This window comes from Cyanobium sp. Cruz-8D1, from assembly GCF_024345975.1.
Lineage (GTDB): Bacteria > Cyanobacteriota > Cyanobacteriia > PCC-6307 > Cyanobiaceae > Cyanobium.
The window spans coordinates 1-22,392 of the sequence record NZ_JAGQCD010000015.1; the positions used below are offsets into that span (position 1 = coordinate 1).

Annotated in this window: 17 protein-coding genes and 2 pseudogenes; 13 read left to right on the plus strand and 6 right to left on the minus strand. The window is 65.0% G+C overall.

Annotated features, from left to right (window positions below; all coding sequences use genetic code 11):
• Positions 1–246 precede the first annotated feature (246 nt).
• A complete protein-coding gene (locus KBZ33_RS10600) occupies positions 247–735 on the plus strand; it encodes a Crp/Fnr family transcriptional regulator (RefSeq protein WP_254952950.1) in 489 nt (162 codons plus the stop codon).
• A 176-nt stretch (positions 736–911) separates the two neighbouring features.
• Here the strand turns inward: KBZ33_RS10600 and KBZ33_RS10605 are convergent, their stop codons facing one another.
• Positions 912–1,310, minus strand: coding sequence for a DUF2207 domain-containing protein (locus KBZ33_RS10605; protein WP_254952951.1), 399 nt, complete (start codon positions 1,308–1,310; stop codon positions 912–914).
• Positions 1,311–1,413: 103 nt separating this feature from the next.
• Between KBZ33_RS10605 and mtnA the strand changes: the two genes are divergently transcribed.
• Positions 1,414–2,514, plus strand: a complete 1,101-nt coding sequence (gene mtnA, locus KBZ33_RS10610; RefSeq protein ID WP_254952952.1) for an S-methyl-5-thioribose-1-phosphate isomerase — start codon at positions 1,414–1,416, stop codon at positions 2,512–2,514.
• A gap of 188 nt (positions 2,515–2,702) precedes the next feature.
• Here the strand turns inward: mtnA and KBZ33_RS10615 are convergent, their stop codons facing one another.
• Positions 2,703–10,430, minus strand: a complete 7,728-nt coding sequence (locus tag KBZ33_RS10615) for an ELWxxDGT repeat protein (RefSeq protein ID WP_254952953.1) — start codon at positions 10,428–10,430, stop codon at positions 2,703–2,705.
• Between the two features lie 315 nt (positions 10,431–10,745).
• Between KBZ33_RS10615 and KBZ33_RS10620 the strand changes: the two genes are divergently transcribed.
• The 3 genes from KBZ33_RS10620 to KBZ33_RS10630 all read left to right on the plus strand — a co-directional run bounded on the left by KBZ33_RS10620 (position 10,746) and on the right by KBZ33_RS10630 (position 12,056).
• Entirely contained in the window at positions 10,746–10,901 is a 156-nt protein-coding gene (locus KBZ33_RS10620) for a DUF6444 domain-containing protein (RefSeq protein WP_254952954.1), read from the plus strand.
• Positions 10,902–11,340: 439 nt separating this feature from the next.
• Positions 11,341–11,610, plus strand: a complete 270-nt coding sequence (locus KBZ33_RS10625) for a hypothetical protein (protein ID WP_254952956.1) — start codon at positions 11,341–11,343, stop codon at positions 11,608–11,610.
• A complete protein-coding gene (locus tag KBZ33_RS10630) occupies positions 11,607–12,056 on the plus strand; it encodes a TA system VapC family ribonuclease toxin (RefSeq protein WP_315859189.1) in 450 nt (149 codons plus the stop codon). The genes KBZ33_RS10625 and KBZ33_RS10630 overlap by 4 nt, the downstream gene beginning before the upstream one ends.
• A gap of 4 nt (positions 12,057–12,060) precedes the next feature.
• On the opposite strand, the gene KBZ33_RS10635 is transcribed toward KBZ33_RS10630, so the two are convergent.
• A complete protein-coding gene (locus KBZ33_RS10635; protein WP_254952958.1) occupies positions 12,061–12,270 on the minus strand; it encodes a hypothetical protein in 210 nt (69 codons plus the stop codon).
• Positions 12,271–12,396: 126 nt separating this feature from the next.
• On the opposite strand from KBZ33_RS10635, the gene KBZ33_RS10640 reads away from it, so the two are divergent.
• From KBZ33_RS10640 to KBZ33_RS10665, 7 genes and pseudogenes are all read left to right on the plus strand, one after another.
• Complete coding sequence (locus tag KBZ33_RS10640) at positions 12,397–13,443, plus strand: sulfurtransferase (RefSeq protein WP_254952959.1); 1,047 nt, start codon at positions 12,397–12,399, stop codon at positions 13,441–13,443.
• Between the two features lie 28 nt (positions 13,444–13,471).
• On the plus strand, positions 13,472–13,609 hold the full coding sequence (locus KBZ33_RS10645) for a hypothetical protein (RefSeq protein ID WP_254952960.1): 138 nt from the start codon (positions 13,472–13,474) through the stop codon (positions 13,607–13,609).
• Positions 13,610–13,659: 50 nt separating this feature from the next.
• Positions 13,660–14,334, plus strand: a pseudogene (locus tag KBZ33_RS10650) (YeeE/YedE thiosulfate transporter family protein); the annotation flags it as partial.
• Positions 14,335–14,362: 28 nt separating this feature from the next.
• A complete protein-coding gene (locus tag KBZ33_RS21830; RefSeq protein ID WP_396108365.1) occupies positions 14,363–14,638 on the plus strand; it encodes a YeeE/YedE thiosulfate transporter family protein in 276 nt (91 codons plus the stop codon).
• A 154-nt stretch (positions 14,639–14,792) separates the two neighbouring features.
• Entirely contained in the window at positions 14,793–15,143 is a 351-nt protein-coding gene (locus tag KBZ33_RS10655) for a hypothetical protein (RefSeq protein WP_254952962.1), read from the plus strand.
• A complete protein-coding gene (locus KBZ33_RS10660) occupies positions 15,136–15,687 on the plus strand; it encodes a hypothetical protein (RefSeq protein ID WP_254952963.1) in 552 nt (183 codons plus the stop codon). Before KBZ33_RS10655 ends, KBZ33_RS10660 begins: the two co-directional genes overlap by 8 nt.
• A 96-nt stretch (positions 15,688–15,783) precedes the next feature.
• Positions 15,784–16,717, plus strand: a pseudogene (locus KBZ33_RS10665) (class I SAM-dependent methyltransferase).
• Between the two features lie 32 nt (positions 16,718–16,749).
• Here KBZ33_RS10665 and KBZ33_RS10670 read toward each other — a convergent pair.
• Together KBZ33_RS10670 and KBZ33_RS10675 are read right to left on the minus strand one after the other, a co-directional pair.
• A complete protein-coding gene (locus KBZ33_RS10670) occupies positions 16,750–17,751 on the minus strand; it encodes a zinc-binding alcohol dehydrogenase family protein (RefSeq protein ID WP_254952964.1) in 1,002 nt (333 codons plus the stop codon).
• A gap of 10 nt (positions 17,752–17,761) precedes the next feature.
• Positions 17,762–18,037 (minus strand): hypothetical protein, encoded by a 276-nt coding sequence (locus tag KBZ33_RS10675; RefSeq protein ID WP_254952965.1) that lies wholly within the window; start codon positions 18,035–18,037, stop codon positions 17,762–17,764.
• Between the two features lie 57 nt (positions 18,038–18,094).
• On the opposite strand from KBZ33_RS10675, the gene KBZ33_RS10680 reads away from it, so the two are divergent.
• Entirely contained in the window at positions 18,095–20,206 is a 2,112-nt protein-coding gene (locus KBZ33_RS10680; RefSeq protein ID WP_254952966.1) for a bifunctional aldolase/short-chain dehydrogenase, read from the plus strand.
• 41 nt (positions 20,207–20,247) lie between these two features.
• On the opposite strand, the gene KBZ33_RS10685 is transcribed toward KBZ33_RS10680, so the two are convergent.
• Positions 20,248–22,335: an acyltransferase family protein gene (locus tag KBZ33_RS10685; protein ID WP_254952967.1), complete on the minus strand. Its 2,088-nt coding sequence runs from the start codon at positions 22,333–22,335 to the stop codon at positions 20,248–20,250.
• Positions 22,336–22,392 lie beyond the last annotated feature (57 nt).

The window sequence follows — 22,392 nt, forward strand, 5'->3', positions numbered from 1 at the left end:
GGTGCGCGTGCGAGAGATCAACCCAGCGCCAGCTTGAATCCATCAACACGCGCAAGCAAATAAGCCGTAGTGAGTAGCACCTGCAGACAATGATGGCCCGTTCGCAACCAGAACTGGCCTGCTGGGCTGTCTGCGTGCCTAAACTGGAGAGTGCAACAGCTCAACCGGTTCGTGCTGCCGTCTGTAGGACATTTCACCTAGGGCAGAAGCCAAAGAAAACCTGAAAAATGGCCTGATTCTTCTGCAGTGGGCCCAGGGCCTCAACGTTGCAGGCTTGTTCAACTGCGGATAAGATCGTGGCTGCGCACGATCTATCCATATTCGTTCCTGGCCACCAGCGATTTCTTCCGCCGCAGCGACGCCGACACCCTCGATGCCCTCGCCACCCAGGCCGACGTGCGCACGTTTGCCAAGGGCGACCTGATCACCGAGACGGGCGACACCTGCCGCGAACTGCTGCTGCTGATCGAGGGCCGGGCTCGGGTTCTGCATCGGGACGGCGAGCGCACCTGGGAGGAGGATCTCCAGCCCGGTCGGGTGCTTGATGAGCTGCAGGTGCTCACCCACAGTGCCTCGGAGAGCACGATCGTGGCCGAGGCCGACGGCACCCGCCTGCTGGCTGTGCCGGTGGATTCCTTCGATGCGGTTCTGGAGCGGGATCCCGACTTCGCCCGCCGGGTGCTGGAGCTGGAGAGTGGCCAGCTGCAGCGGCTGATGCGCGCCGGCAACGTCTGAAACCGGCCGGGGGAGCCTGGCTTAGGTTCCCGGCACCGCCATGCCATCACCCTGGAGGTGGCCTTGGGGTTCACCGCTCCAGCCTCCCAGCTTCGCTTCGACTCCCCTGAACGGCGGCCCTACTCCAAGGGGCGACTGTTCCGCTGGGAAGGCCGGGCGGGCGCGCACCTCGGACCTCACTGGTGCGCGTTCTCGATCGCCTTGTCGCGCTGCTCCTGGGCGGCATTGATCTGATCAACAGCCTGCCTGGCCTTGTTCATTGGAGCCAGCAGCGGTGATTCCGCCGGGGCAGGCGCCACGACCTTCGCTGGTGGAGCGGACCCGCAGGCGCTCAGCAGGCCGACCAGAACATTGATGCCAGCAAGGGCAGGCCGTGAAGTCACCTCGGACGGCCAAGGGTGTGGGGAAAGAAAATCTATCCCCCTTGACTGGGCCCATGCCCGGCGTAGGAACTCCTGGAAGCCGAGGGTCTGGCGCAGCACCTCCACTCCCCTGGGCGTCCGGTTGGGCATGATCCAGACGAAAACGGCAAGCAGCACGAGGGTGGCGAGCAGGACCTGCAGCAGCAGGGCCATCGCTCCTTCGGTGGGTTTGGATGGAGCCCAGGAACGGGCTTCTGGAGTCTTGATCCCTGCCGCCAGGGATGATCGGAGCCTCTCTCCCCTTCCTTCCACCGCCATGAACATCGACGGCAGGCCCTGGCGCACCATCTGGCTGGAGGAGGGCGGCCGCTCGGTCGGCGTGATCGACCAGACCCTGCTGCCGCATCGGTTCGTGACCCGCTCGCTCACCAGCGTCGAGGAGGCGGCCGAGGCGATCGTCACCATGGTGGTGCGGGGGGCTCCCCTGATCGGCGTCACCGGGGCCTACGGCCTGATGCTGGCCCTGCAGGCCGACCCCTCCGACGCCTCCCTGGCCGCGGCCTTCGAGCGCCTCGATGCCACCCGGCCCACCGCCATCAACCTGCGCTGGGCCCTGGAGCGGGTGCGGGCCGCCGTGCTGCCCCTGGCAGCGGAGCAGCGCGCCGAGGCGGCGAAGGCCGAGGCGGCCGCCATCGCCGAGGAGGACGTGGCCATGTGCGAGGCGATCGGCGACCACGGCCTGCGCCTCTTCCAGGAGATCGCCGCCCGGCGCCCCGAGGAGCGCCGCGGCCAGCCCCTGAACGTGCTCACCCACTGCAATGCCGGCTGGCTGGCGACGGTGGACTGGGGCACGGCCCTGGCGCCGATCTACAAGGCGCACCGCTCCGGCCTGCCGATCCACGTGTGGGTCGACGAGACCCGCCCCTGCAACCAGGGGGCCAGCCTGACGGCCTTCGAGCTGGGGCGGGAGGGGGTGCCCCACACCGTGATCGTCGACAACGCCGGCGGGCACCTGATGCAGCACGGCCAGGTGGATGCGGTGATCGTCGGCACCGACCGCACCACCCGCACGGGCGATGTCTGCAACAAGATCGGCACCTACCTCAAGGCCCTGGCCGCCCACGACAACGGCGTGCCCTTCTACGTGGCCCTGCCCGCCTCCACCATTGATTGGTCGATCGGCGACGGGGTGAGGGAGATCCCGATCGAGGCCCGCTCCCCCCTGGAGGTGACCCGCATCGCCGGCAAGCCCGCGGCCGGGGAGCCCACCAGCGTGCAGCTGGTGCCCGACGGCAGCGACGGCTTCAACCCCGCCTTCGATGTCACCCCCGCCCGGCTGGTGACGGCCCTGATCACCGAGCGGGGGGTGGCGCCGGCCAGCGAGGAAGGACTGAAGGGGCTATACGCGGCGTCCTGAAACAATGCCGCTCCCGTGGTGACGCCGGTGCCTACCCTGATCAGCCTCGCCGTTCTTCTGACGCTGCCGATCACTCTGGCATTCGCATCGCCGATATCGTATGACAATACAGGCGCCTAACCAGAAGGGCTCAGGCAGCTGATTTGACATGCCAAGCTCTAACAGGCAGGCAGGACACAGGCGAAAGACTACAAGATGGTTACAGGATTGAGGGCTCCTATCGTGTAGCCAGAAAGATGCAGAATTGCATCGGTCGTGCTACGGAAGCCAGCAGTGGCGTTGTTCAAGGCAATGAAGGTGCCGCTTTGGCCGGTCACGGTAAAGGCTCTGGCAGAATCGGCTGGGAAAGCAGCGGAGGTAAGCACCGCAGCGATGGCAGAATTGCTCAGGCTTGTGGCATTGCCGCTGGAATTGGTGAGTGTTGCCGCAATCGCTCCAGGAGCATCGATCAGATCCGCGCTGGAATAGTCTGTGATCACATCAAAGGCAGTCAGCAATGAGTGACCAAGAGAGTTAAGTGCGAACGTATCAGCCCCAGCGTTTCCGGTGAGGATGTCCTTGCGGGCAGAGGCTGTGAAGCGATTAGCCTCACTGTTCCCAGTCAGGACACCGGCTCCTGCAAAACCGGAGAGATTCACATCCTCAAACCCCGTGAAAATCGGAGTGGTGGAAAATGCAGGTCCATTGGTCAGGCTGACAAACTGATTGGCTTGGTTAAGGTCGATTGTCAGGGTCTGAGTTGACGATCCACCAGATAAGGTCAGTTGGTCAACATCGGCACCACCATCAAAGCTGTCGCCGCTGTTGAGGGCGCCAGTAGCCACAAAGAATCCATCGTTGCCACCTAGCCCCTGAAGGGTATCCACCGACGTGGTAGCGGTAAAGAAGTCAGTGCCGCTGGTGGGGGCTTCATTGACATTGCTCACTGAGATCGTAAACACCTTGGCGAAGGTGCGGTTGCCCTGATCGCGGGTCTGCACCCGGATGCTGTAGGAGGACTTGAGCTCGAAATCAGGGGAGTTGCGCAGCCGCAGCTCATTTTCCTGAATCTCGAAGGCGGCGTTATCGGTGGAGCCGGTGCCGGCGACCAAGCGGTAGCTGAAACTCTGGGGTGTGAGCGGGGCATCGGGATCGGTGCTGCTGAGGGTGCCCACCAAGGTGCCGGCCGCCACGTTTTCGGCGACGCTGCTGGCACTGAGGCTGATGTTGGTGGGCGACTCATTGACATTGAGAATCGAGATCGGCAGCACTTTCTCCACAAAGGCACCGCTTTGGTCGGTGCTGCGCACCCGGATGCTGTAGCTGCTCTTGGCCTCGAAATTGGGACTAGCGGTGATGCGCAGCTGATTGTTCAGGATGTTGAAGGCGCCGTTGTCGGTGGCGCCAGTGCCGGCCACCAGGCTGTAGGTGAAGGTGTTGCCAGCATCCTGGTCAGTGCTGCTGAAGCTGCCGATCACGCTGTTGGCCGCCACGTTCTCATTGACGCTGCTGGCACTCAAGCCCAGATCGGTGGGGGCATCGTTGAGGTTGTTGACGGCAATCGTGAGCACTTTTTCGGTGAACAGCCCGCCCTGATCGGTGCTGCGCAGGCGCAGGCTGTAGCTGCCCTTGGTCTCGAAGTCGGCGGGGGCGTTGAGCAGCAGCTGGTTGCCGACCACCGAGAAGGCAGCGTTGTCGGTATCGCCCGTGCCGCTCACCAGGCTGTAGCTGAAGCTCTGGGCTGTGGTGGGGCTGTCGGGATCGATGCTGCTGAGGCTGCCGAGCACCAGGGCCGGGCCAGCGTTTTCGTTCACTGTGCCGCTGCCGCTCAGGGCGAGATCGGTGGGCGCCTCGTTGACATTGTTCACCGTGACCGTAAGGGCCTTCTCGAAGCTCAAACCGCCTTGGTCGGTGCTGCGCACCCGGATGCTGTAGCTGCTCTTAGTTTCGAAATCGGGGCTGGCGTTGATCTGCAGCTGGTTGCCGACGATCGTGAAGGCGCTGTTGTCGGTGGCTCCGCTGCCGGCCACCAGGCTGTAGGTGAAGGTATTACCTGCGTCCTGGTCGGTGCTGCTCAAGCTCCCCACCACGGTGCCAGCGGCCACGTTTTCATTCAGACTGCTGGCGCTGAGATTGAGATCGGTGGGGGCCTCGGCCTGGTTGGTCACCGTGATCGTGAACACCTTGGCAAAGGTGCGGTTGCCCTGATCGCGGGTCTGCACACGGATGCTGTAGGACGACTTGAGCTCAAAATCGGGAACGGAGCGCAGGCGCAGCTCGTTTTCCTGGATCTCGAAGGCGGCGTTGTCGGTGGCACCGGTGCCGGCGACGAGGCGATAGCTGAAGCTTTGGGGTGTAAGGGGATGGTCGGGATCGGTGCTGCCAAGAGTGCCCACCAGGCTGCCGGCAGCCACATTTTCAATCACGCTGCTGGCACTGAGGCTGATGTTGGTGGGCGTTTCATTGACGTTGAGAATGGAGATCGGCAGCACCTTCTCCACAAAGGCACCGCTTTGATCGGTGCTGCGCACCCGGATGCTGTAGCTGCTCTTGGCCTCGAAATTGGGACTAGCGGTGATGCGCAGCTGAGTGCCCAGGATGTTGAAGGCGCCGTTGTCGGTAGCGCCGGTTCCGGCCACCAGGCTGTAGGTGAAGGTGTTGCCGGCATCCTGGTCAGTGCTGCTGAAGCTGCCGATCACGCTGTTGGCAGCCACGTTCTCATTGACGCTGCTGGCACTCAAGCCCAGATCAGTGGGGGCGTCGTTGAGGTTGTTGACGGCAATCGTGAGCACCTTCTCGGTGAACAAACCGCCCTGATCGGTGCTGCGCAGGCGCAGGCTATAGCTGCTCTTGGTTTCGAAATCAGCGGAGGCCTTGAGCACCAGCTGGTTGCCGATCACCGAGAAGGCGGTGTTGTCGCCGTCACCGCTGCCGCTCACCAGGCTGTAGGCGAAGCTCTGGGGAGTGGTGGGGCTGTCGGGATCGATCGTGCTCAGGCTGCCGAGCACCTGGGCGGGGGCGGCGTTTTCATTCACCGTGCCGCTGCCGCCGAAAACCAGATCGGTGGGGGCCTCATTGACGTTGTTCACCGTGACCGTAAGGGCCTTCTCGAAGCTCAACCCGCCCTGATCAGTGGTGCGAACGCGAATGTTGTAGCTGTTCTTGGTTTCAAAATCGGGGCTGGCGTTGATCTGCAGCTGGTTGCCCACGATCGTGAAGGCGCTGTTGTCGGTGGCGCCGCTGCCAGCCACCAGGCTGTAGGTGAAGGTGTTGCCGGCATCCTGGTCGGTGCTGGAGAAGGTGCCGACTACGGAGTTTGCCGCGACGTTTTCATCGATACTGCTGGCGCTGAGGGCCAGATCGGTGGGTGCCTCAGGCTGGTTGGTCACCGAGATCGTGAACACCTTGGCGAAGGTGCGGTTGCCCTGGTCGCGGGTCTGCACCCGGATGCTGTAAGAGGACTTGAGCTCGAAATCAGGGGAGTTGCGCAGGCGCAACTCGTTTTCCTGAATCTCGAAGGCGGCGTTATCGGTGGAGCCGGTGCCTGTGATCAAGCGGTAACTGAAGCTCTGCGGTGTGAGCGGGGCATCGGGATCAGTGCTGCTGAGGGTGCCCACCAAGGTGCCGGCCGCCACGTTTTCGGCGACGCTGCTGGCACTGAGGCTGATGTTGGTGGGCGATTCATTGACATTGAGAATGGAGATCGGCAGCACTTTCTCCACAAAGGCACCGCTTTGGTCGGTGCTGCGCACCCGGATGCTGTAGCTGTTCTTGGCCTCGAAGTTAGGGCTGGCGGTGATGCGCAGCTGATTGCCGAGGATGTTGAAGGCGCCGTTGTTGGTGCTGCCGGTGCCCGCCACCAGGCTGTAGGTGAAGGTGTCGCCGGCATCCTGATCAACGCTGTTGAAGCTGCCGACCACGGTGTTGGCAGCCACGTTTTCGTTGATGCTGCTGGCGCTCAAGCCCAGATCGGTGGGGGCGTCATTGACGTTGTTGACGGCGATGGTGAGCACCTTGTCGGTGAACAGACCGCCCTGATCGGTGCTGCGCAGGCGCAGGCTGTAGCTGCTCTTGGTTTCAAAGTCGGCGGGGGCGTTGAGCACCAGCTGGTTGCCGATCACCGAGAAGGCGGAATTATCGGAGTCACCGGTGCCGGCGACCAGGCTGTAGGCAAAGGTCTGGGGAGTGGTGGGGCTGTCGGGATCGATCGTGCTCAGGCTGCCGAGCACCAGGGCGGGGCCGGCATTTTCATCCACTGTGCCGCTGCCGCCGAAAACCAGATCGGTGGGCGCCTCATTAACGTTGTTCACCGTGACCGTAAGGGCCTTCTCGAAGCTCAACCCGCCCTGATCAGTGGTGCGAACGCGAATGTTGTAGCTGTTCTTGGTTTCAAAATCGGGGCTGGCGTTGATCTGCAGCTGGTTGCCCACGATCGTGAAGGCGCTGTTGTCGGTGGCGCCGCTGCCAGCCACCAGGCTGTAGTTGAAGGTATTGGCCGTGTCTGGATCGGTGCTGCTGAAGGTGCCCACCACGGTGTTGGCGGCCACGTTTTCGTTGATAGTGCCGGCGCTGAGGGCGATATCAGTGGGGGCATTGTTGATATCAATACTGAATAGCTCGTTGTTGCCGTAACCCTCGCCGCCGCTTTGCCAGTCGCTGGCGGTGAAGAACAGTTTGTTGCGACTGGCGTCGTAGATCAGGTTGCTGGGGTTGGCGTTGCCCAGGCCAGAGCCCAGTGGGGCCTGGGGATTGAGATCGGTGACCCGGAAGGTGCCTTCGGCTGTGCCATCGCTGCGCCATAATTCACGGCCATTGGTGGCATCAAAGGCAGCAAAATAGAGCACACCATTCACGTTGGTGAGATCCGAGAGCGCCGCACTGTCGGCCAGGCTCGCCCAGGGTGCACCACTCATCATGGTGGTGCCAGCGGTGGTGCCATCTGTCCTCCAGAGTTCAGTGCCACTATTGTTGGTAAAAAACAGGGTGTTGTTCACCGCTGTGAGCTGGGCCATCGGGCCAGAGGCATTAAAGTTTGTAACCTTAACTGTGCCGGCGGTGCTGCCATCTGTTTTCCAGAGCTGCCAGCCCGTGTCGTCTACTGCCGTGAAATAGAGACTGCCCTGAAAAACCGCGAAATTCTGAGGATTGGATCCGCCAGCACCAGGGCTGATGTTTTTCACTCGGCTGGTCGTGGTGCCGTCGGTTTTCCAGAGTTCGCGGCCGTAGGTGGGATCGGAGGCGGCAAAGTAGAGTGCCCCATTAAAAACAATTAATCCGTCGGGATTGGAATCCCCAGCGCCTGGGTTGATGTTGCGCACCAGGCTGGTGCCGGCGGTGGTGCCGTCCGTTTTCCAGAGTTCCCGGCCATTGGTGGGATCGAAGGCCGTGAAGAAGAAGGTATTACCGAGAACGGCATTTCTCACGAGCACTGGGTCGGAGTCGGCGGCACCAGGATTGATGTTTCTCAGCAGAGCTGTGCCGGCGGCAGTGCCATTGCTGCTCCACAGCTCCCATCCAGCAGTGGCGCTGTAATTATTGAAATAGATGCGATTGCCTGCACTGATGATAGGACTATTGAAAAAAGCCCATGGATCAACGGTTCTAACAAGAGTGGTGCCGGCGCCAGTACCATTGCTCTTCCAGAGGCCATACAAATTGATGTCATCGTAGGCGAAGAAATAGAGATTGCCTCCCATCTCCGTGAGCGCGCTGATGTCGCTGCCAGCCTCACCCGAGCGAACATCCTTCACCAGCTGGGTGCCGGCGGCGGTACCATCGCTGGTCCACAGCTCTTTGCCGAGCACGCCATCGTTGGCAGCGAAGTAGAGCTTGCCGTTGAACAGCAGGGGAGTGGAGATGTCGGACCCTACTGTGCGGGGATCCAGCTCCAGCGAGACCGTACCTGCGGCGGTGCCATCGCTGCTCCAGAGCTCCTCCGTTGTGAATACATTCTCGCTGGCGGCAGCAAAGTAAAGCTTGTTATTGAAGGCCGTAAGTTGGCTTGGGTTGGAGCCTGCGGTACCAGGCACCACATCGCGCACCAGCATGGTGCCGGCGGCGGTGCCATCGCTCTTCCAGAGCTCGCGGCCGGTGCTGGCGTCACCATCACCCAGGTTGAAGTAGAGAATGCCCCCTACATTGGTGAATCCAGAAATAAAACTAAAATAGCTGGGCAGATCCGCCACCTTGGTCACCGTGGTGCCATCGCTTTTCCAGAGTTCGGTGGTGGTGGCACCCTGCTGGGAGAAGTAGAGGGTGCCGTTGATGTTGGTGAGATTGAAGCTTTCGTTTGACCAAAAATCGGCATTGAAGAAGCTGGTACTGACGCGCACCGTGCCAGCACTGGTGCCATCACTCTTCCAGAGCTGGTAGCCGCTGCCGCTGTTGGCAAAGAAATAGAGCGTGCTGCCCAGGATCGTGAGATTGAGCGGATCACTGCCCGTTCCGGCCGTGGTGTTGATGTTGCGCACGGTCACGGTGCCGGCAGTGGTGCCGTCGCTCTTCCAGAGTTCGCGGCCGCTGGCACCGTCGTTGGCGGTGAAGTAAAGGGTGCCGTTGAGGTTGAGCAGCTCCCGTGGGTCGGAACTGGGCGCACCGCTGGCGATCGCTCGCACCAACACCGTGGTGGCCGCCGTGCCACCGCTCTTGTAGAGCTCGCGGCCGCCGGTGCTGGTGGTGGCTGTGAAGTAAAGGGTGCCGTTGACGTCGGTGAGGTTGTCGGGCTCGCTCCAGCCGCTCCCCGCTTCGATGTTGCTGATGCGCTGGGTGCCGGCGGTGGTGCCATCGCTCACCCAGAGTTCAAGCCCGTTGGTGTCGTCGTAGCCGCGGAAGAAGAACTTACCGCTGCTGGCCGCCACAGTGGTGGCAGAGTTGTAGTCCCTAGTAATGGAGCTCAACCCACCACGCACCAGGGTGGTGCCGGCAGTGGTGCCGTCGCTCTTCCAGACGCCATAGCCATTGGTGTCGTCGAAGGCGAGGAAGAAGAGGTTGCTGCCCACCACCGTGAGCCCCCGAACTCCGGATCCCGCAGGGCCTGGGTACACATCCCGCACCAGGCTGCTGGCGCCTGATGCGTCAATGCGCAGCAGCTCGTCGCCGCTGACACCGTTATCAGCCACCACGTACAGGGCGCCATTGAACACCCGCAGCTGGGAAGGGTTGGAGCCAATCCGCAACGTGTTGATGTCCTTTACCAGGGCCGGGGCTGGACTGGAGGGATTGGGCAGCGTGGAGATGCGAATCGCCGAGCCGCTGGACACGGGGAAGGTGCTGGGCACCAGCTGGTCGAAGGCGTTGTATTGCTGCCCATCCACACTCACCAGCAGCGGAGTGTTCACCGTGCCTGATTGGCCGGAGCGGATGCCGATGGTGGCGCTGCCGCCGTTGTTGAAGTTGCCGTCGCCGCTGTCGCCATCGACGGCCAGATCCACGTAGTTGAACACGATGTCGCCATTGCTGGCGCCCGTGTTCAGCGACAGGATTACCTGGAAGGTGGCTCCATCGCTCTCGGGGACGTTATTATTGTAGACATTGTTCCATTCGATCACCAGCTGATCGGTCGTTCCATCACTGTTGAGATCACGGAACTGATAGAGCACCAGATCATTGACGCTGGTGTTGCGATTGGTGACCCAGTCGTCCCAGAGCGGAGCGATGCGATAGGCCTCATAGCCAAACAAATTGTTGTTGTCCGGGCTCGGCTCAGCCCCACCGAAGCTGATCAGGCCGTTTTCGCTGACGTATAGCTGGTTGTTGCCGCTGAAGCTGGCGCCATAGAAGCGGAAGACGTTGCTGCCTAGGTCAATCGCCACCGAGCCATTGGCCACGCTGCTCAGGCCGCTGATGGTGACCACACCGGCGGCGCCGGGCACCAGGTCGATCGCCTGGTAGGCGGTGCTCTCGGCCCGGTAGCGCGAAAGAGGATCAAATATAGCCATAATGAACTGTCCTGTTTCGAAATATCAGACGCACACCCTAGCCAACAAGCCAGAGCCATCTCAATGCCCTGCGCCAAATTTGCAATTATTTACATGCTTTTGTGTTTGAGAATACTTACTAGTTGAGTGTACGTTGGGCGACCGGGAATGCTCGTGGCGACCATTGCCCTGCCAAGCCTTTGGCTGCGGTTTATATCCCTGTTGCATCTCAGGCAGTGACCGCCTGTGATGAGGACATCCCAGGCCGGGATTTCAGAGGCGAACTGGCCGCTCATGCCTGCCAGCAACAGAACGCTCATCCTTGCTCTGCGGCAGATGATTCAGTCACTCACGCAGCAGAACGAGGAGCTGCGCGTCCAGTTCACTGCCCTGGCCGCTGAACTGGCCAGCCTGCGGGACCGGATTGGCTGCAGCTCTCGCCACTCCTCCAAGCCTCCCTCCAGCGACGGCATTGGGTTCGAGCCGTCCTAACGGCCCAAGGTTTGTAGCCGCAAGCGGGGTGGCCAGCCGGGCCAGGCCGGATCCGGCCAGAGCCGCTGCCGATCGAGCGGGTGGACCAGGTGGTGGAGCACCACCCCAACGCATGCCTCCGCTGCGGCAGATTGCAGCAGGGTGAGGATCCAGCGCCCTGCTGGCACAAGGTGATCGACATTGCGCCGATCACGCCGCTGGTGATCAAGCACCTGCTGCCCCTGTTGGTGTGTCCCTGCTGCTCCAGGCGCACCTGTCCGACGTTGCCGGCGGGTATGGAGGCCAGCCGTTACCACCCCCGGCTCAGTGATCTGGTGGGTTTGCTGGGACATGGTGCTTTCCCCCAGGTTGTTCATGCCTGCAGCTGGGTGAGCCGCTGCTGGGGGCGGAGAGCGCCTGAGAGAGGCCATGGAAGGGGGCATGGCGAATGCGCATTAAAATGCGCATCTTCGCCTGCCTGGCCGTGCGCACCACCCTGGAGCTGCCCGATCCCCTGTTCGCACGCCTCAAGGCCAGGGCGGCGCTGGAGGGCACCACGCTGAAGCAGCTGCTGCGCTCCTTCGTGGAACAGGGGCTGGTGGACCCGGGCCACGGCCGCGACACCCGGGCCCGCCGGGCCGCCGACCTCCCCCGGATCGAGGCCGACCTGCCCCTGACGCCGGATCAGCTGTCCAACGCCGGCCTGTTCGCCCTGCTGGAGGAGGAATGACTCCCCTGCAGGCGCCGGCGGATCTCCCCGATCTGAACATCTGGCTGGCGCTGGCCTGGCGTGGCCATAGTCACCACGACGCCGCTTGTCGCTACTGGGAGGGGGCGGCGGCTGACACCGTGCTGTTCACCACCGTGACCGCCCTGGGTCTGGTGCGCCTGCTCAGCCAGCCGCGCGTGATGGGAGAGGCGGCCCTCAGCCTTCGCCAGGCCAGCGACGTTCAGGCGGCGTTCCTGCAGCAGCCGGGGGTGAGGCTGGTGGACGAGGCCGCCGCCAGCTGGCCCGTGTTCCGCCATCTGCTCAGCCAGGATGCATGGCCGCCCCGGCTCTGCACCAACGTGCATCTGGCCGCCCTGGCCATCGACGGAGGCTGGCGGCTGGTGAGCTTCGATCAGGACTTCGGCCGGTTCAAAGGCCTGTCGTGGCTATCACTGCCGGGCCCTTGACCCCTCAGAGCCCTTCGAAGCGGACGTTGAGGTTGAGCTGGTTGGGGCCGATGGCGGTGGCCTGCAGCGCCAGGGCGGCCGGCTTGGGCAGCGGCAGTGACAGGCCCTTGAGCAGGGATCCGGCCGGGGTGGCCAGGGCGGCTCCGCCGACCAGGGCGCCGGCTCCCACCAGCAGGGAGGTGGAGAGGGCCAGCAGACGGGAACGCCAATCCATGGCTTGTTCGCGGGGTTGCCGGGACGTTACCCCGATTCGCCGGGACACACCTCGACGTGGTTGAACACACAGGGACCCAGCGGGGCCATCATTTAAACATCGGTATATCGGTCGCCTTTGCGTTTAATGTTCCCGCAGACCTCCCGCCCCACCCGGCGCCTGCTGCTCTCGGTCGCGGCCGGAGTCGCCACCGCCATCGCCACCGCCGTCGCCCTCGGCAACGCGCCGATCACCCGGGCCCTTGCCGCCGCTCCCTCCCAGCCCAGCGCCGGTGTGACCACCCTGGCGCCGGGGGGCACCAGCTTCCAGGTGTTCGCTCCCGAGGAGGCCGCCGCCGCCGCCAGCTCGGGCCGCTGGAAGGTGCTTGATGTGCGCCCGGTGCCGCCGCTCTCCTACATCGGCGGCCACGTACCCGGCGCGGTGCATCTCTCCGAGCAGGCCTTCCGTGGTCCCAACGGCCGCCTGCCCTTCCAGATCTGGAGTTCCGACAAACTCGCCAGCCTGCTGAGCCAGGCGGGCATCTCCAACCGGGATTCGGTGCTCGTCTATTCCGACGGCAACGACGTTCTCGGCACCGCCCTGGTCTCCTACATCCTTGAGAAGAGCGGCGTGCGTCAGGTCGCGATCGTCGATGGCGGCCTCAGCGGCTTCAAGGCGGCCGGCCAGAGCACCACCAAGGCGTTCCCCACCTTCCAGGCCGGCAGCTTCCGGCCCACCACGGTCAAGGGCCTGGCCATCACCCTCAATGAGTTGCAGCCCCTGATCGGCCGCAGCAAGGTGGTGATCATCGACCCGCGTCCCAAGGCCCAGTTCGAGGGCACCGACCAGACCTTCATCCGCAACGGCCATATCCCAGGAGCGAAGAACATCCCCTGGCAGGCGTTCACCGAAGCCAACAACGCTGACGAGGCGAAGAAGAATGCCCACAAGCTGAAGTCCCTCGACGAGATCCGGGCGCTCCTGGTGAGCCGCGGCATCACTCCCGACAAGGAGGTGATCGTCTCCTGCAGCACCGGCAGGGAAGCCAGCCTCCAGTTCCTCACCTTGAAGCATCTGCTCAAGTACCCCAAGGTGCGGATCTATGAAGGCTCCTGGACCGAATACAGCGCCTCCAAGCTGCCGATTTCCGTGGGGCCCGAAGGCAGCCCGGCCCAGCAGGTGAGCAGCCGCTGAGCCCCCCTTTCCCTCTCCCTCCCCCGCCATGGCCATGACCATCTTCCGCGTCCGCTTCTGGGCGCTGGCCAGCCTGCTGCTGCTGTTGCTCGCCCCGGCCGCCGCCCTGGCCTGCGACACCGGCGGCGACAGCTCGGCCCCCGCCGCCAAGGCAAAGAAGCGTTGAAGCAGCCCCTTTACCCAGTGCTGGCGGTGGCCCCGGCCGTCGCCATCGGGGTGGCCCTGGGGGGCCGGCAGCCCGCCTCGGCCCTGGTCTGGGGGCTGGGCTGCGGCCTTGGCCATGCCCTGGTCCGCTCCGGCTTCGGGTTCGCCTCCGGCTATCGCCGGCTGATCGAGCGGCGGGATCCCCAGCCGGTCTTCGCCCAGCTGCTGCTGGTGGCGCTGCTCGTGATCGCCATGGCTCTGGTGCTCGCCCTTGAGCCCCTCACCGGCCTGCGGCCGAAGCTGCTGGCCACCCCCCTCTCCCTGCCCTTCCTGGCCGGGGCCTTCCTGTTCGGCATCGGCATGGAGCGGGCCCGGGCCTGCGGCTGCGGGACCCTGGCGGCCACCTCCCGCGGCGGGGGCGGCGTGCTGGCCGCCCTCATCGGCCTGATCGTGGGCGCCTTCCTCGGCACCCTCCATGCTCCGCAGCTGGCGGCTCTGCCCCTGCCGCGCCTGCCCTCCCCGGTCGGCCTTGAGCTGTTCGGCATCCCTGGCGCCCTGACCCTGCAGCTCGCCTTCATCGCCCTGATCACCGTGCTGCTGGCGCGCTGGAGCGGCCAGCTCCCCTGGCGCTCCCCCAGCCGCCGGCTCTACGGCGGTGCCATCGCCGTCGCCCTGCTGGCCACGGGCCTGCTGCTGGTGACGGCCGAGCCCTGGAGGGTGCTCTGGGGTCTGGCCCTCAGTGGCGCCCACGCCGCCCTGGCTGTTCAACGAGGCCGTGCTCGTCGATCTGGGCCTGCTCTATGGCGCCGTCGCCACCGCCATCGGCCAGGGCCGCTTCCGCTGGCGGGGAGTGGGGCCCCAGCCCATGCCGGAACTGGCCAGGCGCGGCTTCGGCGGCCTGCTGATGGGCTACGGCGGGCTGTTGGCGTCGGGGTGCAACGTCAACGCCTTCCTGGGCGGGGTGATGAGCTTCAGCCTGCACGGCTGGATCTGGCTGGCGGTGGCCTTGGCGGGCTTCGCCGCCTCGCTGTGGCTGCGCCCGGCCGCCTGAGGTGAGGATCGCCTCAGGCGTTGCCGACCAGGGGCAGACATCTGCTGGCAAGCGCCTGGCGATGCAGAGCAGGTCCATTTCACCCCCTTGCGGGGTAGAGTGACTCAATATGTGAGTTGGGAAACACCCTTCTGGGGTCGTTGAGGCTTCGGCGATGAACCCTGTCCTTGAGGCGATCTTTGGCAATCGGACGGCGGCCTGCGTGCTGCTGTTCCTGCAGTGCTATGGAGAAGGCCATGCCTTACGCATGGCCAAAACCTTTGGCTTTGGGCTGAACATGACCCAGCGACAATTGAAGCGACTGGAGGAAGACGGTGTACTGGTCAGTCGGTTGGTGGGAAACATCAGACTATTTTCCTTCAGTGAGCGCAACCCATCTGTTCGCAATCTCAGGCAGTTCCTGGAAGCAGAGCTCAAGCTTCTGCCTGATGATCAAGTGCAGCAATTCTTTCGCCAGCGGCAACGTCCCAGGCTGACTGGCAAGCTCTTGGTCAGTCATGGCTGAGATTGATCAGGCGACGACCCTTGAGGAGTTGGCGGTGATCATCAGTTCGGCTCTTGAGGCGGCTGGGATCATTGCAACCTTGTCGGGAGGAAGTGCGGTTTCGATTTACAGCGAGAATCACTATGTGAGCCATGATCTGGACTTCGTGACGTCAGCCGATGCCGGGATGCTTCGAGGGGTCATGTCTCCGCTCGGTTTCGTCCAGAGTGCATCCAGGCGGCTCTTTGAGCATCCCCGCACCGAGTGGCTCGTGGAGTTTCTAGCTGGGCCGCTTGGTTTTGGCTCCAGAGTGATGGATCACCGTGCGATTCCCATGCTGGAGACACCGTTTGGATCCCTGCGAATCATCACCCCAAGCCTTTGCGTGATCGACAGGTTGGCTGCCTATCTGCACTGGAATGATCGCCAGTGCTGGGATCAGGCGGTTCTGGTGTGCCGCAGCCATCCTGTGGACTGGGACGACATGGCCACCTGGGCCAGGAACGAGGGGCTGGATGTACACGTCATTGATCGCTTGCGGGCGGTAGCAAGTTCTCCTCCTTAGCCATCTGATTGGCCCCATTCGGGGGCCCATCGCGGGCCGACAACCCATCATCTGAGGCGAGAATGCAGTCCCTAGCGCCGCCACCGCTCCGCCGCCATGGTCCAGGCCCAGCCAGCCGCCCAGGCCCAGCCAGCCGCGCCGCCGCCCAACTGGGTGGCCTCGCGCCATCCCCTCGGCTGGCTGATCGACCGGCTGCTGGCCATTGAGCCGCTGCGGCAGCTGCTGTTCCTGCAGGCCCGGCAGCTGATCATCCGCACCGCCGAGCGCCGCGGCATCGCCTGGCGGGACCGGCGTGAGGAGCTGCTGCGCCAGGCCGAGCCGCTGCTGGCCAGCAGCACCGACGCGGCCACCCGAACGCCTCCCTACTACCAGGCCCGGTTCCACGCCTACCAGGAAGGCAACCTCTGCTGGCAGGCGGCGGGTGAGGCGGAGCAGGCCACTGATGCCATGGCGCTGCGGGTGTGGCCAGAGGAAACCCTGGAGCCGCAGCAGGCCCAGGAGCGCTTGCGGGCGGCGATCTTCGCGGCGATCGAACCGAGCCTCAGCGGTCCGATGCACAGCGCCCTCGACATCGGCTGCTCGGTGGGCGTCGGCACCCTGGCCCTCAAGGACTGGCTGGAGCGGCGCGAGGGCCAGGGCGTGGCCGTTGATGGCCTCGACCTCTCCCCCCAGATGCTGGCGGTGGCCAGGGTCCGGGATTCCGAGGGCCGCATCCGCCGCTGGCACCACGCCGCCGCCGAGGCCACCGGCCTGCCGGCGGCCAGCGTCGATCTGATCACGCTCCAGTTCGTCTGCCATGAGCTGCCCGCAGGCGCCACCCGGGCGGTGCTGCGCGAGGCGGCCCGGCTGCTGCGGCCCGGCGGGGTGGTGGCCCTGGTGGATCAGGACCCCGATTCGGACGTGATCCGCGCCCTACCTGGAGGACTACTTCGGCCTTGATCTGCCCAGGACCCTGGAGCAGGCTGGTTTCCGCGAGGTGCGTCGGGAGGCCTGCGATCCCCGCCACCGGGTGCTGGTGGCCGTGCGCTGAGGCCCCCCGAGTGCGCCGGGCGCCCCTTGCGCTCAGCCCCAGCCGGCCAGGGTGATCTTGCCGATGGTGCTCCCGGAGGCCAGCTGGGCGTGGGCGATCGCCAGGTTCGCGGCGTTGATGGGGCTGAGGGTGCGGCCCAGGGTGGGGCGCAGCTCGCCGGCCTCCAGCAGCTGGGCGAGCCGGTCGAGGATCTCCCCCTGCCGCCCCATGTCGGCGGTCTGGAACTGGGAGCGGCTGAACATGAACTCCCAGGCGAACGTCACGCTCTTGGCCTTGAGCAGGTTGAGGTCGAGGGGGCGGCGGTTGCCCACGATCGCCACGATCGACCCAAGCGGCGCAATGAGCGCGGCCATCACCTCCCAGTAGGCGTCGGTGTCGCTGAAGTTGGCGATCCGGTCGACCGCCTCAAAACCCAGGGCGGCCAGCTGGGGGGCCAGGGGCCGGTGGTGGTCGACGACGTGGTCGGCCCCCAGCTGCCGCACCCAGGCGGCGCTCTCGGGGCGCGAGGCGCTGGCGATCACCACGGCCCCGGCCCGCCGGGCCAGCTGGATGGCGATCGAGCCCACCCCGCCGGCGCCGCCGAGGATCAGCAGGCTGGGGCCCATGCCGCTCCCAGCCGCACCAGCGTCAGGATCGAGCCCGAGCCGCTCGAACAGGCACTCCCAGGCCGTCAGCCCCGTCAGCGGCACGCTGGCCGCCTCGGCCCAGGAGAGCCGCGCCGGTTTGCGGCCCACCAGCCGCTCGTCCACCAGCACGGCTTCGGCGTTGCAGCCGGCCCTTCCCGCATCGCCGGCGAACATCACCGCATCCCCCACCCGGAAGCGGCCCACCCGCTCCCCGGCCGCCACCACCACCCCGGCGGCGTCCCAGCCCAGCTGCCTCGGAGCCGCGCCGGCGCCCACGGCGGCCCGCAGCTTGGTGTCGATCGGGTTCACTGCCACCGCTTCGATCCGCACCAGCAGGTCGCCGGGGCCGGGGGTGGGCTCCGGCAGCTCTGTGTCGACCAGGGCCGGGGTGGCAAGAATGGCTCTCATGGGGGCGGGTTCAGTAGCGGCAGTCGCCCACCTCCCCCTTCAGGGGCGGTTTGCAGGGGAAGCGCAGCGGCACGAAGATCCGGTTGCCGCTGGTGTCCCTGCCCTTGCCGGACACCTCCCGGTAGGTCATGGACTGGCCGTCCTTCCAGCCGTCGCGGGGGATCTGGGGCGGGACCATCTGGGCCCGGGCGGGGGCCGCCAGCCCGACCCCCACTCCCAGCAGCAGGGGCAGCAACGCGCCGCCGGCCCACGGCTTCAAGACCTCGCGGCGGCAGCGGATGGACACGGTCAGCCCCTGGAGGATCGCTCCCCGTAGTCTCCCCCCAGAGTCCCGTTTCGCCCCATGGCCGTGCAACATCGCTGGTCGGATGCCGCCGCCCGCGAGGCGATCGCCCGCTACGGCGCACAGGGCATCGGCGAAGACCTGGCCCTGCGCACCTACTCGGCCCGGCTGCTGGGGGCCGACCCCGAGCTGGTGCTCCACGGCGGCGGCAACACCTCGGTGAAGACCACCGTGCACGGGCTGCTGGGGGAAGCGATCCGGGTGCTGTGCGTCAAGGGTTCGGGCTGGGACCTGGGCACGATCGAGCCGCCCGGCCATCCGGCGGTGCGGCTGGAGCCCCTGCAGGCATTGCGGGTCCTGGAGTCCCTCAGTGACGAGGCGATGGTGGCGGCCCAGCGCCAGAACCTGATCGATCCGGCCGCCCCCAACCCCTCGGTGGAGGCGCTGCTGCATGCCTTCCTGCCCCACACCTTCGTCGACCACACCCACTCGATCGCCCTGCTGGCCCTGGCCGACCAGCCCGATGCGGCCGAGGTGTGCCGCGAGGTCTACGGCGATCGGGTGGCCCTGGTGCCCTACGTGATGCCCGGTTTCGCCCTGGCCAAGGCGGCGGCCCTGGCCTATGAGGCCGCGGCGGCCGGCGGTCGCGAACCGGAGGGCATGGTGCTGCTGCAGCACGGCCTGTTCTCCTTCGGTGCGAGCGCCGAGCAGAGCTACGACCGGATGATCGACCTGGTGCGGCGGGCCGAGGAGCGCCTGGCCCGCGGTGAGCGCTCGCTCCATGCCGTGGCCGTGCCGGAGCGCCCGGCCCCTGCGGCGGCGGTGCTGCCGGTGCTGCGGGGCGCCCTGGGCCGGGCCGCCGTCGCCGCCGGCGTCCGTCCCCACTGGATCCTGGCGCTGCGCGATACCCCCCTGGCCCGCGCCATCAGCGACGACGCCCGATTGGGCGACTGGGCCGGCCGCGGCGTCGCCACCCCCGACCACGTCATCCGCACCAAGGCCCGGCCCCTGGTGCTGCCGCCCCTGCCGACCGGCGGCGACGGCCCGGCCCTGGCCGCCTGGGGCCGCTCCCTTGAGCAGGCCCTCGACGCCTACGCCGCCGAGTACCGCGCCTACGTCCAGCGCCAGAACGCCGCCGCGGGGGGCGTCAAAAAGGCGCTTGATCCCCTGCCGCGGGTGGCGGCGATCCCGGGCCTGGGGCTGGTGGGGTTCGGCAAGTCGGCCGCCGAGGCGGCCACCGTGGCCGACATCGCAGGCGCCTGGGCCCAGACCCTGCTGGCGGCGGAAGCCATCGGCCGCTTCGCGCCGGTGGGCGAGGCCGACACCTTCGCCATGGAGTACTGGAGCCTGGAGCAGGCCAAGCTCGGCAAGGCGGCCGAGAAGCCCCTGGCCCGCCAGGTGGTGCTGGTCACCGGCGGCGCCGGCGCCATCGGGGCGGCGATCGCCCGGGCCTTCGCCGCCGCCGGAGCCGATGTGGCCGTGCTCGATCTCCACCAGGACGCCGCCGAAGCGGTAGCCGCCGCCTGCGGCAAGCGGGCCCTCGGCACCGCCTGCGATGTCACCGACCCTGCGGCGGTGCAGGCCGCCGTCGCGGCGGTGGCGGCCCATTTCGGCGGCCTCGACATCGTGGTGAGTAACGCTGGCGCCGCCTGGACCGGCCCGATGGCCACCCTGGCCGACGCCGACCTGCGGGCCAGCTTCGAGCTCAACTTCTTCGCCCATCAGAGCGTGGCCCAGGCGGCCCTGGCGGTGTTCCGCGCCCAGGACCGTCCCCAGGACGGCGGTCGCCCGGTGCTGGGCGGCCAGCTGCTGTTCAACGTCAGCAAGCAGGCCCTCAACCCCGGCCCCAACTTCGGCGCCTACGGCATCAGCAAGGCGGCCCTGCTGGCCCTGGTGCGCCAGTACGCGCTGGAGGAAGGCGAAGCGGGCGTGCGGGTCAATGCCATCAACGCCGACCGCATCCGCTCCGGCCTGCTCGACGACACGATGATCAAGGAGCGCTCCGCCGCCCGCGGCCTCAGCGAAGAGCTCTACATGGCCGGCAACCTGCTGGGCGCCGAGGTGCGTGCCAGCGATGTGGCCGACGCCTTCGTGGCCCTGGCCCTGATGCAGCGCACCACCGGCGCCGTACTCACCGTCGATGGCGGCAACGTGGCGGCGATGGTGCGATGAGCGTCCTTATTCGGGTGGGGGGTCTTCCTACCCCCCTGGGATCAGGGTCGCGCTGGAGTGGCTGGAAGGAGCGCCTTGGCCTGCAGGAACCGCCGGAGATCCACCAGCAGGTGAAGTGCCCCCAGCTTGCTCAAGTGATTGGAGTCCAGATAGAGCGATTGATCACCAAGAAAGACCTGACAAGTCTTTCCATCCCGGCATAACCAGGGCAGCGGATCATAGACGTAGACGTTGTCTTGACGACTGCTGACAGACTTCAGGGCATCGGCAATGGATCCTGTTCGCTCCAAGATGGCGCTTTTGTCCGTGCCTAATTGATCACCCTGGCATTGCGTGCCTTCAAAGGGTGTGAACCACTGGCGGTTGCATCGTGCAGAGACGGCTTCGCGTCTGGAGGCATAGTATTCATGGTCCGGTTTTGGGCCGATGATCACGAGCTTGCCATTCACCGTCCTGAGGCTGGTGGCCAGTTGGTCCAGCGCTTTTTCGTAATCGGCGAGATTCATTTCCACGCTCCGGCGATCCCCTGAGGGGTGGGCCTGGAACTGATGGCGCATGTGGCCCTCGTATCCGAAGTGCCCCTGCAGGAAGGAATCGACAATCACAACGCCGCCGCCATGCTTGCGAATGGTATCGATCAGGAAGGCTGCAGTTTCCTTCGTCTGTCCGTAGCAGCCTTGATTCGCCTCGCCCTGGCCTGGGAAGACACAACCCAACCGCGCCATGAAGAAGACACTGCGGCCTTCCTTGGCGAGGGCGTCGGCAATGGGAAACCCGGCTTCGGCATGGCTGTCCCCGACCAGTGCGATCAGGGGACCGGGTTGGTCGGCGTTGGCCAGGCAGAACCTCCGGTAGATGTCGAGCAACGTCTGCTTGGAAACGAGTTGGGTGGAAAAGATGCAATTGCCTCGGCGACTTTTCTCGGCAGACGTGAGTGGTGTCAGTGCCGGCTTCAGATAGCGTGCGATGCGATCCTCCCCGGCATCCTTTGTGCCTGTGAACAGAAATCGATTCCATTGCCAGCGACTCAGTGGCATCAGCAGAAGCGCTGCCCCAAGGACAGCACTGAGGCCATAGGGGACGGTGCGTTGTTCTGTCCTGGACCATGCCTTGTGCCGAAAGGGTGTCTCCACCCAGCGATAGGACGCCGCGGCCAGCAGCACCATGATCCCGGCCTGGAAAGGGAACGACCACCAGTGAATGCCAATCGTCTGGCGACTGATCACCAGCACGGCCCAGTGCCAAAGATAGAGAGAGTACGAAATCAGGCCGATCCAGACCAGCTTTGGCTGGGAGAAGCCCCGTCTGGTGGACGAATCCGTACGCAACTGCATGATCCAGGCCGCAGTCAGCAGCACCATCAGAATCGTCGCCGCCCGTCCGTTGGCCAACGGCAGGAACAGGGTTCCGATGAGAGCTGCGGTGACCAGGATCGGTGCCACTCGAGGCGTTGGATACTCTTTTTCAAGCGGCGACTGGCACAGAAAAATCAGACATCCGGCGCCGATTTCCCAGAATCGTGGCGGCATCAGGAAGTAAGCCGCAGCCTGTTGACGGGTGTAGAGCTCGATGAAGGAAACCAGGGAAAGGGCACTGAGAACGGCCATCCCTACGATCAGATTCCTGCGGCCAGAGGGTGATTTCCTGGTCCAGCCAGTCAGCCAGCCGATCCCGGGGAAGATCAGATAAAACTGTTCTTCGACGCCAAGAGACCAGGTATGGGTAAAGGCATTGAGCTTGGTGGCCGCCCCAAAGTAGTCGGTGGCCTGAAGCCACAGATAGAGATTCGAAAGGCCGAACAATGAGGCGATGCCCGTGTTGAGAGACAGGGCTGGATAGGGATCGAATAGGCAGACGAAAAGGCTGGTGACCAGAACGAAAATCACCAGAACGGGAATCAGTCGTTTGATGCGGCGACTGTAAAAATCCCGAAGGAGGTCTGCCAGCCCCGTGCTGGTGCGGTTGTTTAACGAGGCGGTGATGACATAGCCGGAAATGACAAAAAAGATATCGACACCTAGATAGCCGCTTGGCATCAAGCTGCCATTGAAGTGATTGATGATCACCGCGATGACGGCAAGGGCGCGCAGGCCGTCGATCTCCGAGCGGTAGGACGGTGAACGCAACATCTTTGCTTTGGGCTGCTCAAGGTGGATATCCGCAGCGAATCATCTCAGTGATTGAGG

Coding starts and splice junctions, on each gene's coding strand:
- KBZ33_RS10605 (WP_254952951.1), bottom strand. CDS start 1,310: ATGGCCCTGCTGCTGCAGGTCCTGCTCGCCACCCTCGTGCTGCTTGCC.
- mtnA (WP_254952952.1), top strand. CDS start 1,414: ATGAACATCGACGGCAGGCCCTGGCGCACCATCTGGCTGGAGGAGGGC.
- KBZ33_RS10615 (WP_254952953.1), bottom strand. CDS start 10,430: ATGGCTATATTTGATCCTCTTTCGCGCTACCGGGCCGAGAGCACCGCC.
- KBZ33_RS10620 (WP_254952954.1), top strand. CDS start 10,746: ATGATTCAGTCACTCACGCAGCAGAACGAGGAGCTGCGCGTCCAGTTC.
- KBZ33_RS10625 (WP_254952956.1), top strand. CDS start 11,341: ATGCGCATCTTCGCCTGCCTGGCCGTGCGCACCACCCTGGAGCTGCCC.
- KBZ33_RS10630 (WP_315859189.1), top strand. CDS start 11,607: ATGACTCCCCTGCAGGCGCCGGCGGATCTCCCCGATCTGAACATCTGG.
- KBZ33_RS10635 (WP_254952958.1), bottom strand. CDS start 12,270: ATGGATTGGCGTTCCCGTCTGCTGGCCCTCTCCACCTCCCTGCTGGTG.
- KBZ33_RS10640 (WP_254952959.1), top strand. CDS start 12,397: ATGTTCCCGCAGACCTCCCGCCCCACCCGGCGCCTGCTGCTCTCGGTC.
- KBZ33_RS10645 (WP_254952960.1), top strand. CDS start 13,472: ATGGCCATGACCATCTTCCGCGTCCGCTTCTGGGCGCTGGCCAGCCTG.
- KBZ33_RS10655 (WP_254952962.1), top strand. CDS start 14,793: ATGAACCCTGTCCTTGAGGCGATCTTTGGCAATCGGACGGCGGCCTGC.
- KBZ33_RS10660 (WP_254952963.1), top strand. CDS start 15,136: ATGGCTGAGATTGATCAGGCGACGACCCTTGAGGAGTTGGCGGTGATC.
- KBZ33_RS10670 (WP_254952964.1), bottom strand. CDS start 17,751: ATGAGAGCCATTCTTGCCACCCCGGCCCTGGTCGACACAGAGCTGCCG.
- KBZ33_RS10680 (WP_254952966.1), top strand. CDS start 18,095: ATGGCCGTGCAACATCGCTGGTCGGATGCCGCCGCCCGCGAGGCGATC.
- KBZ33_RS10685 (WP_254952967.1), bottom strand. CDS start 22,335: ATGTTGCGTTCACCGTCCTACCGCTCGGAGATCGACGGCCTGCGCGCC.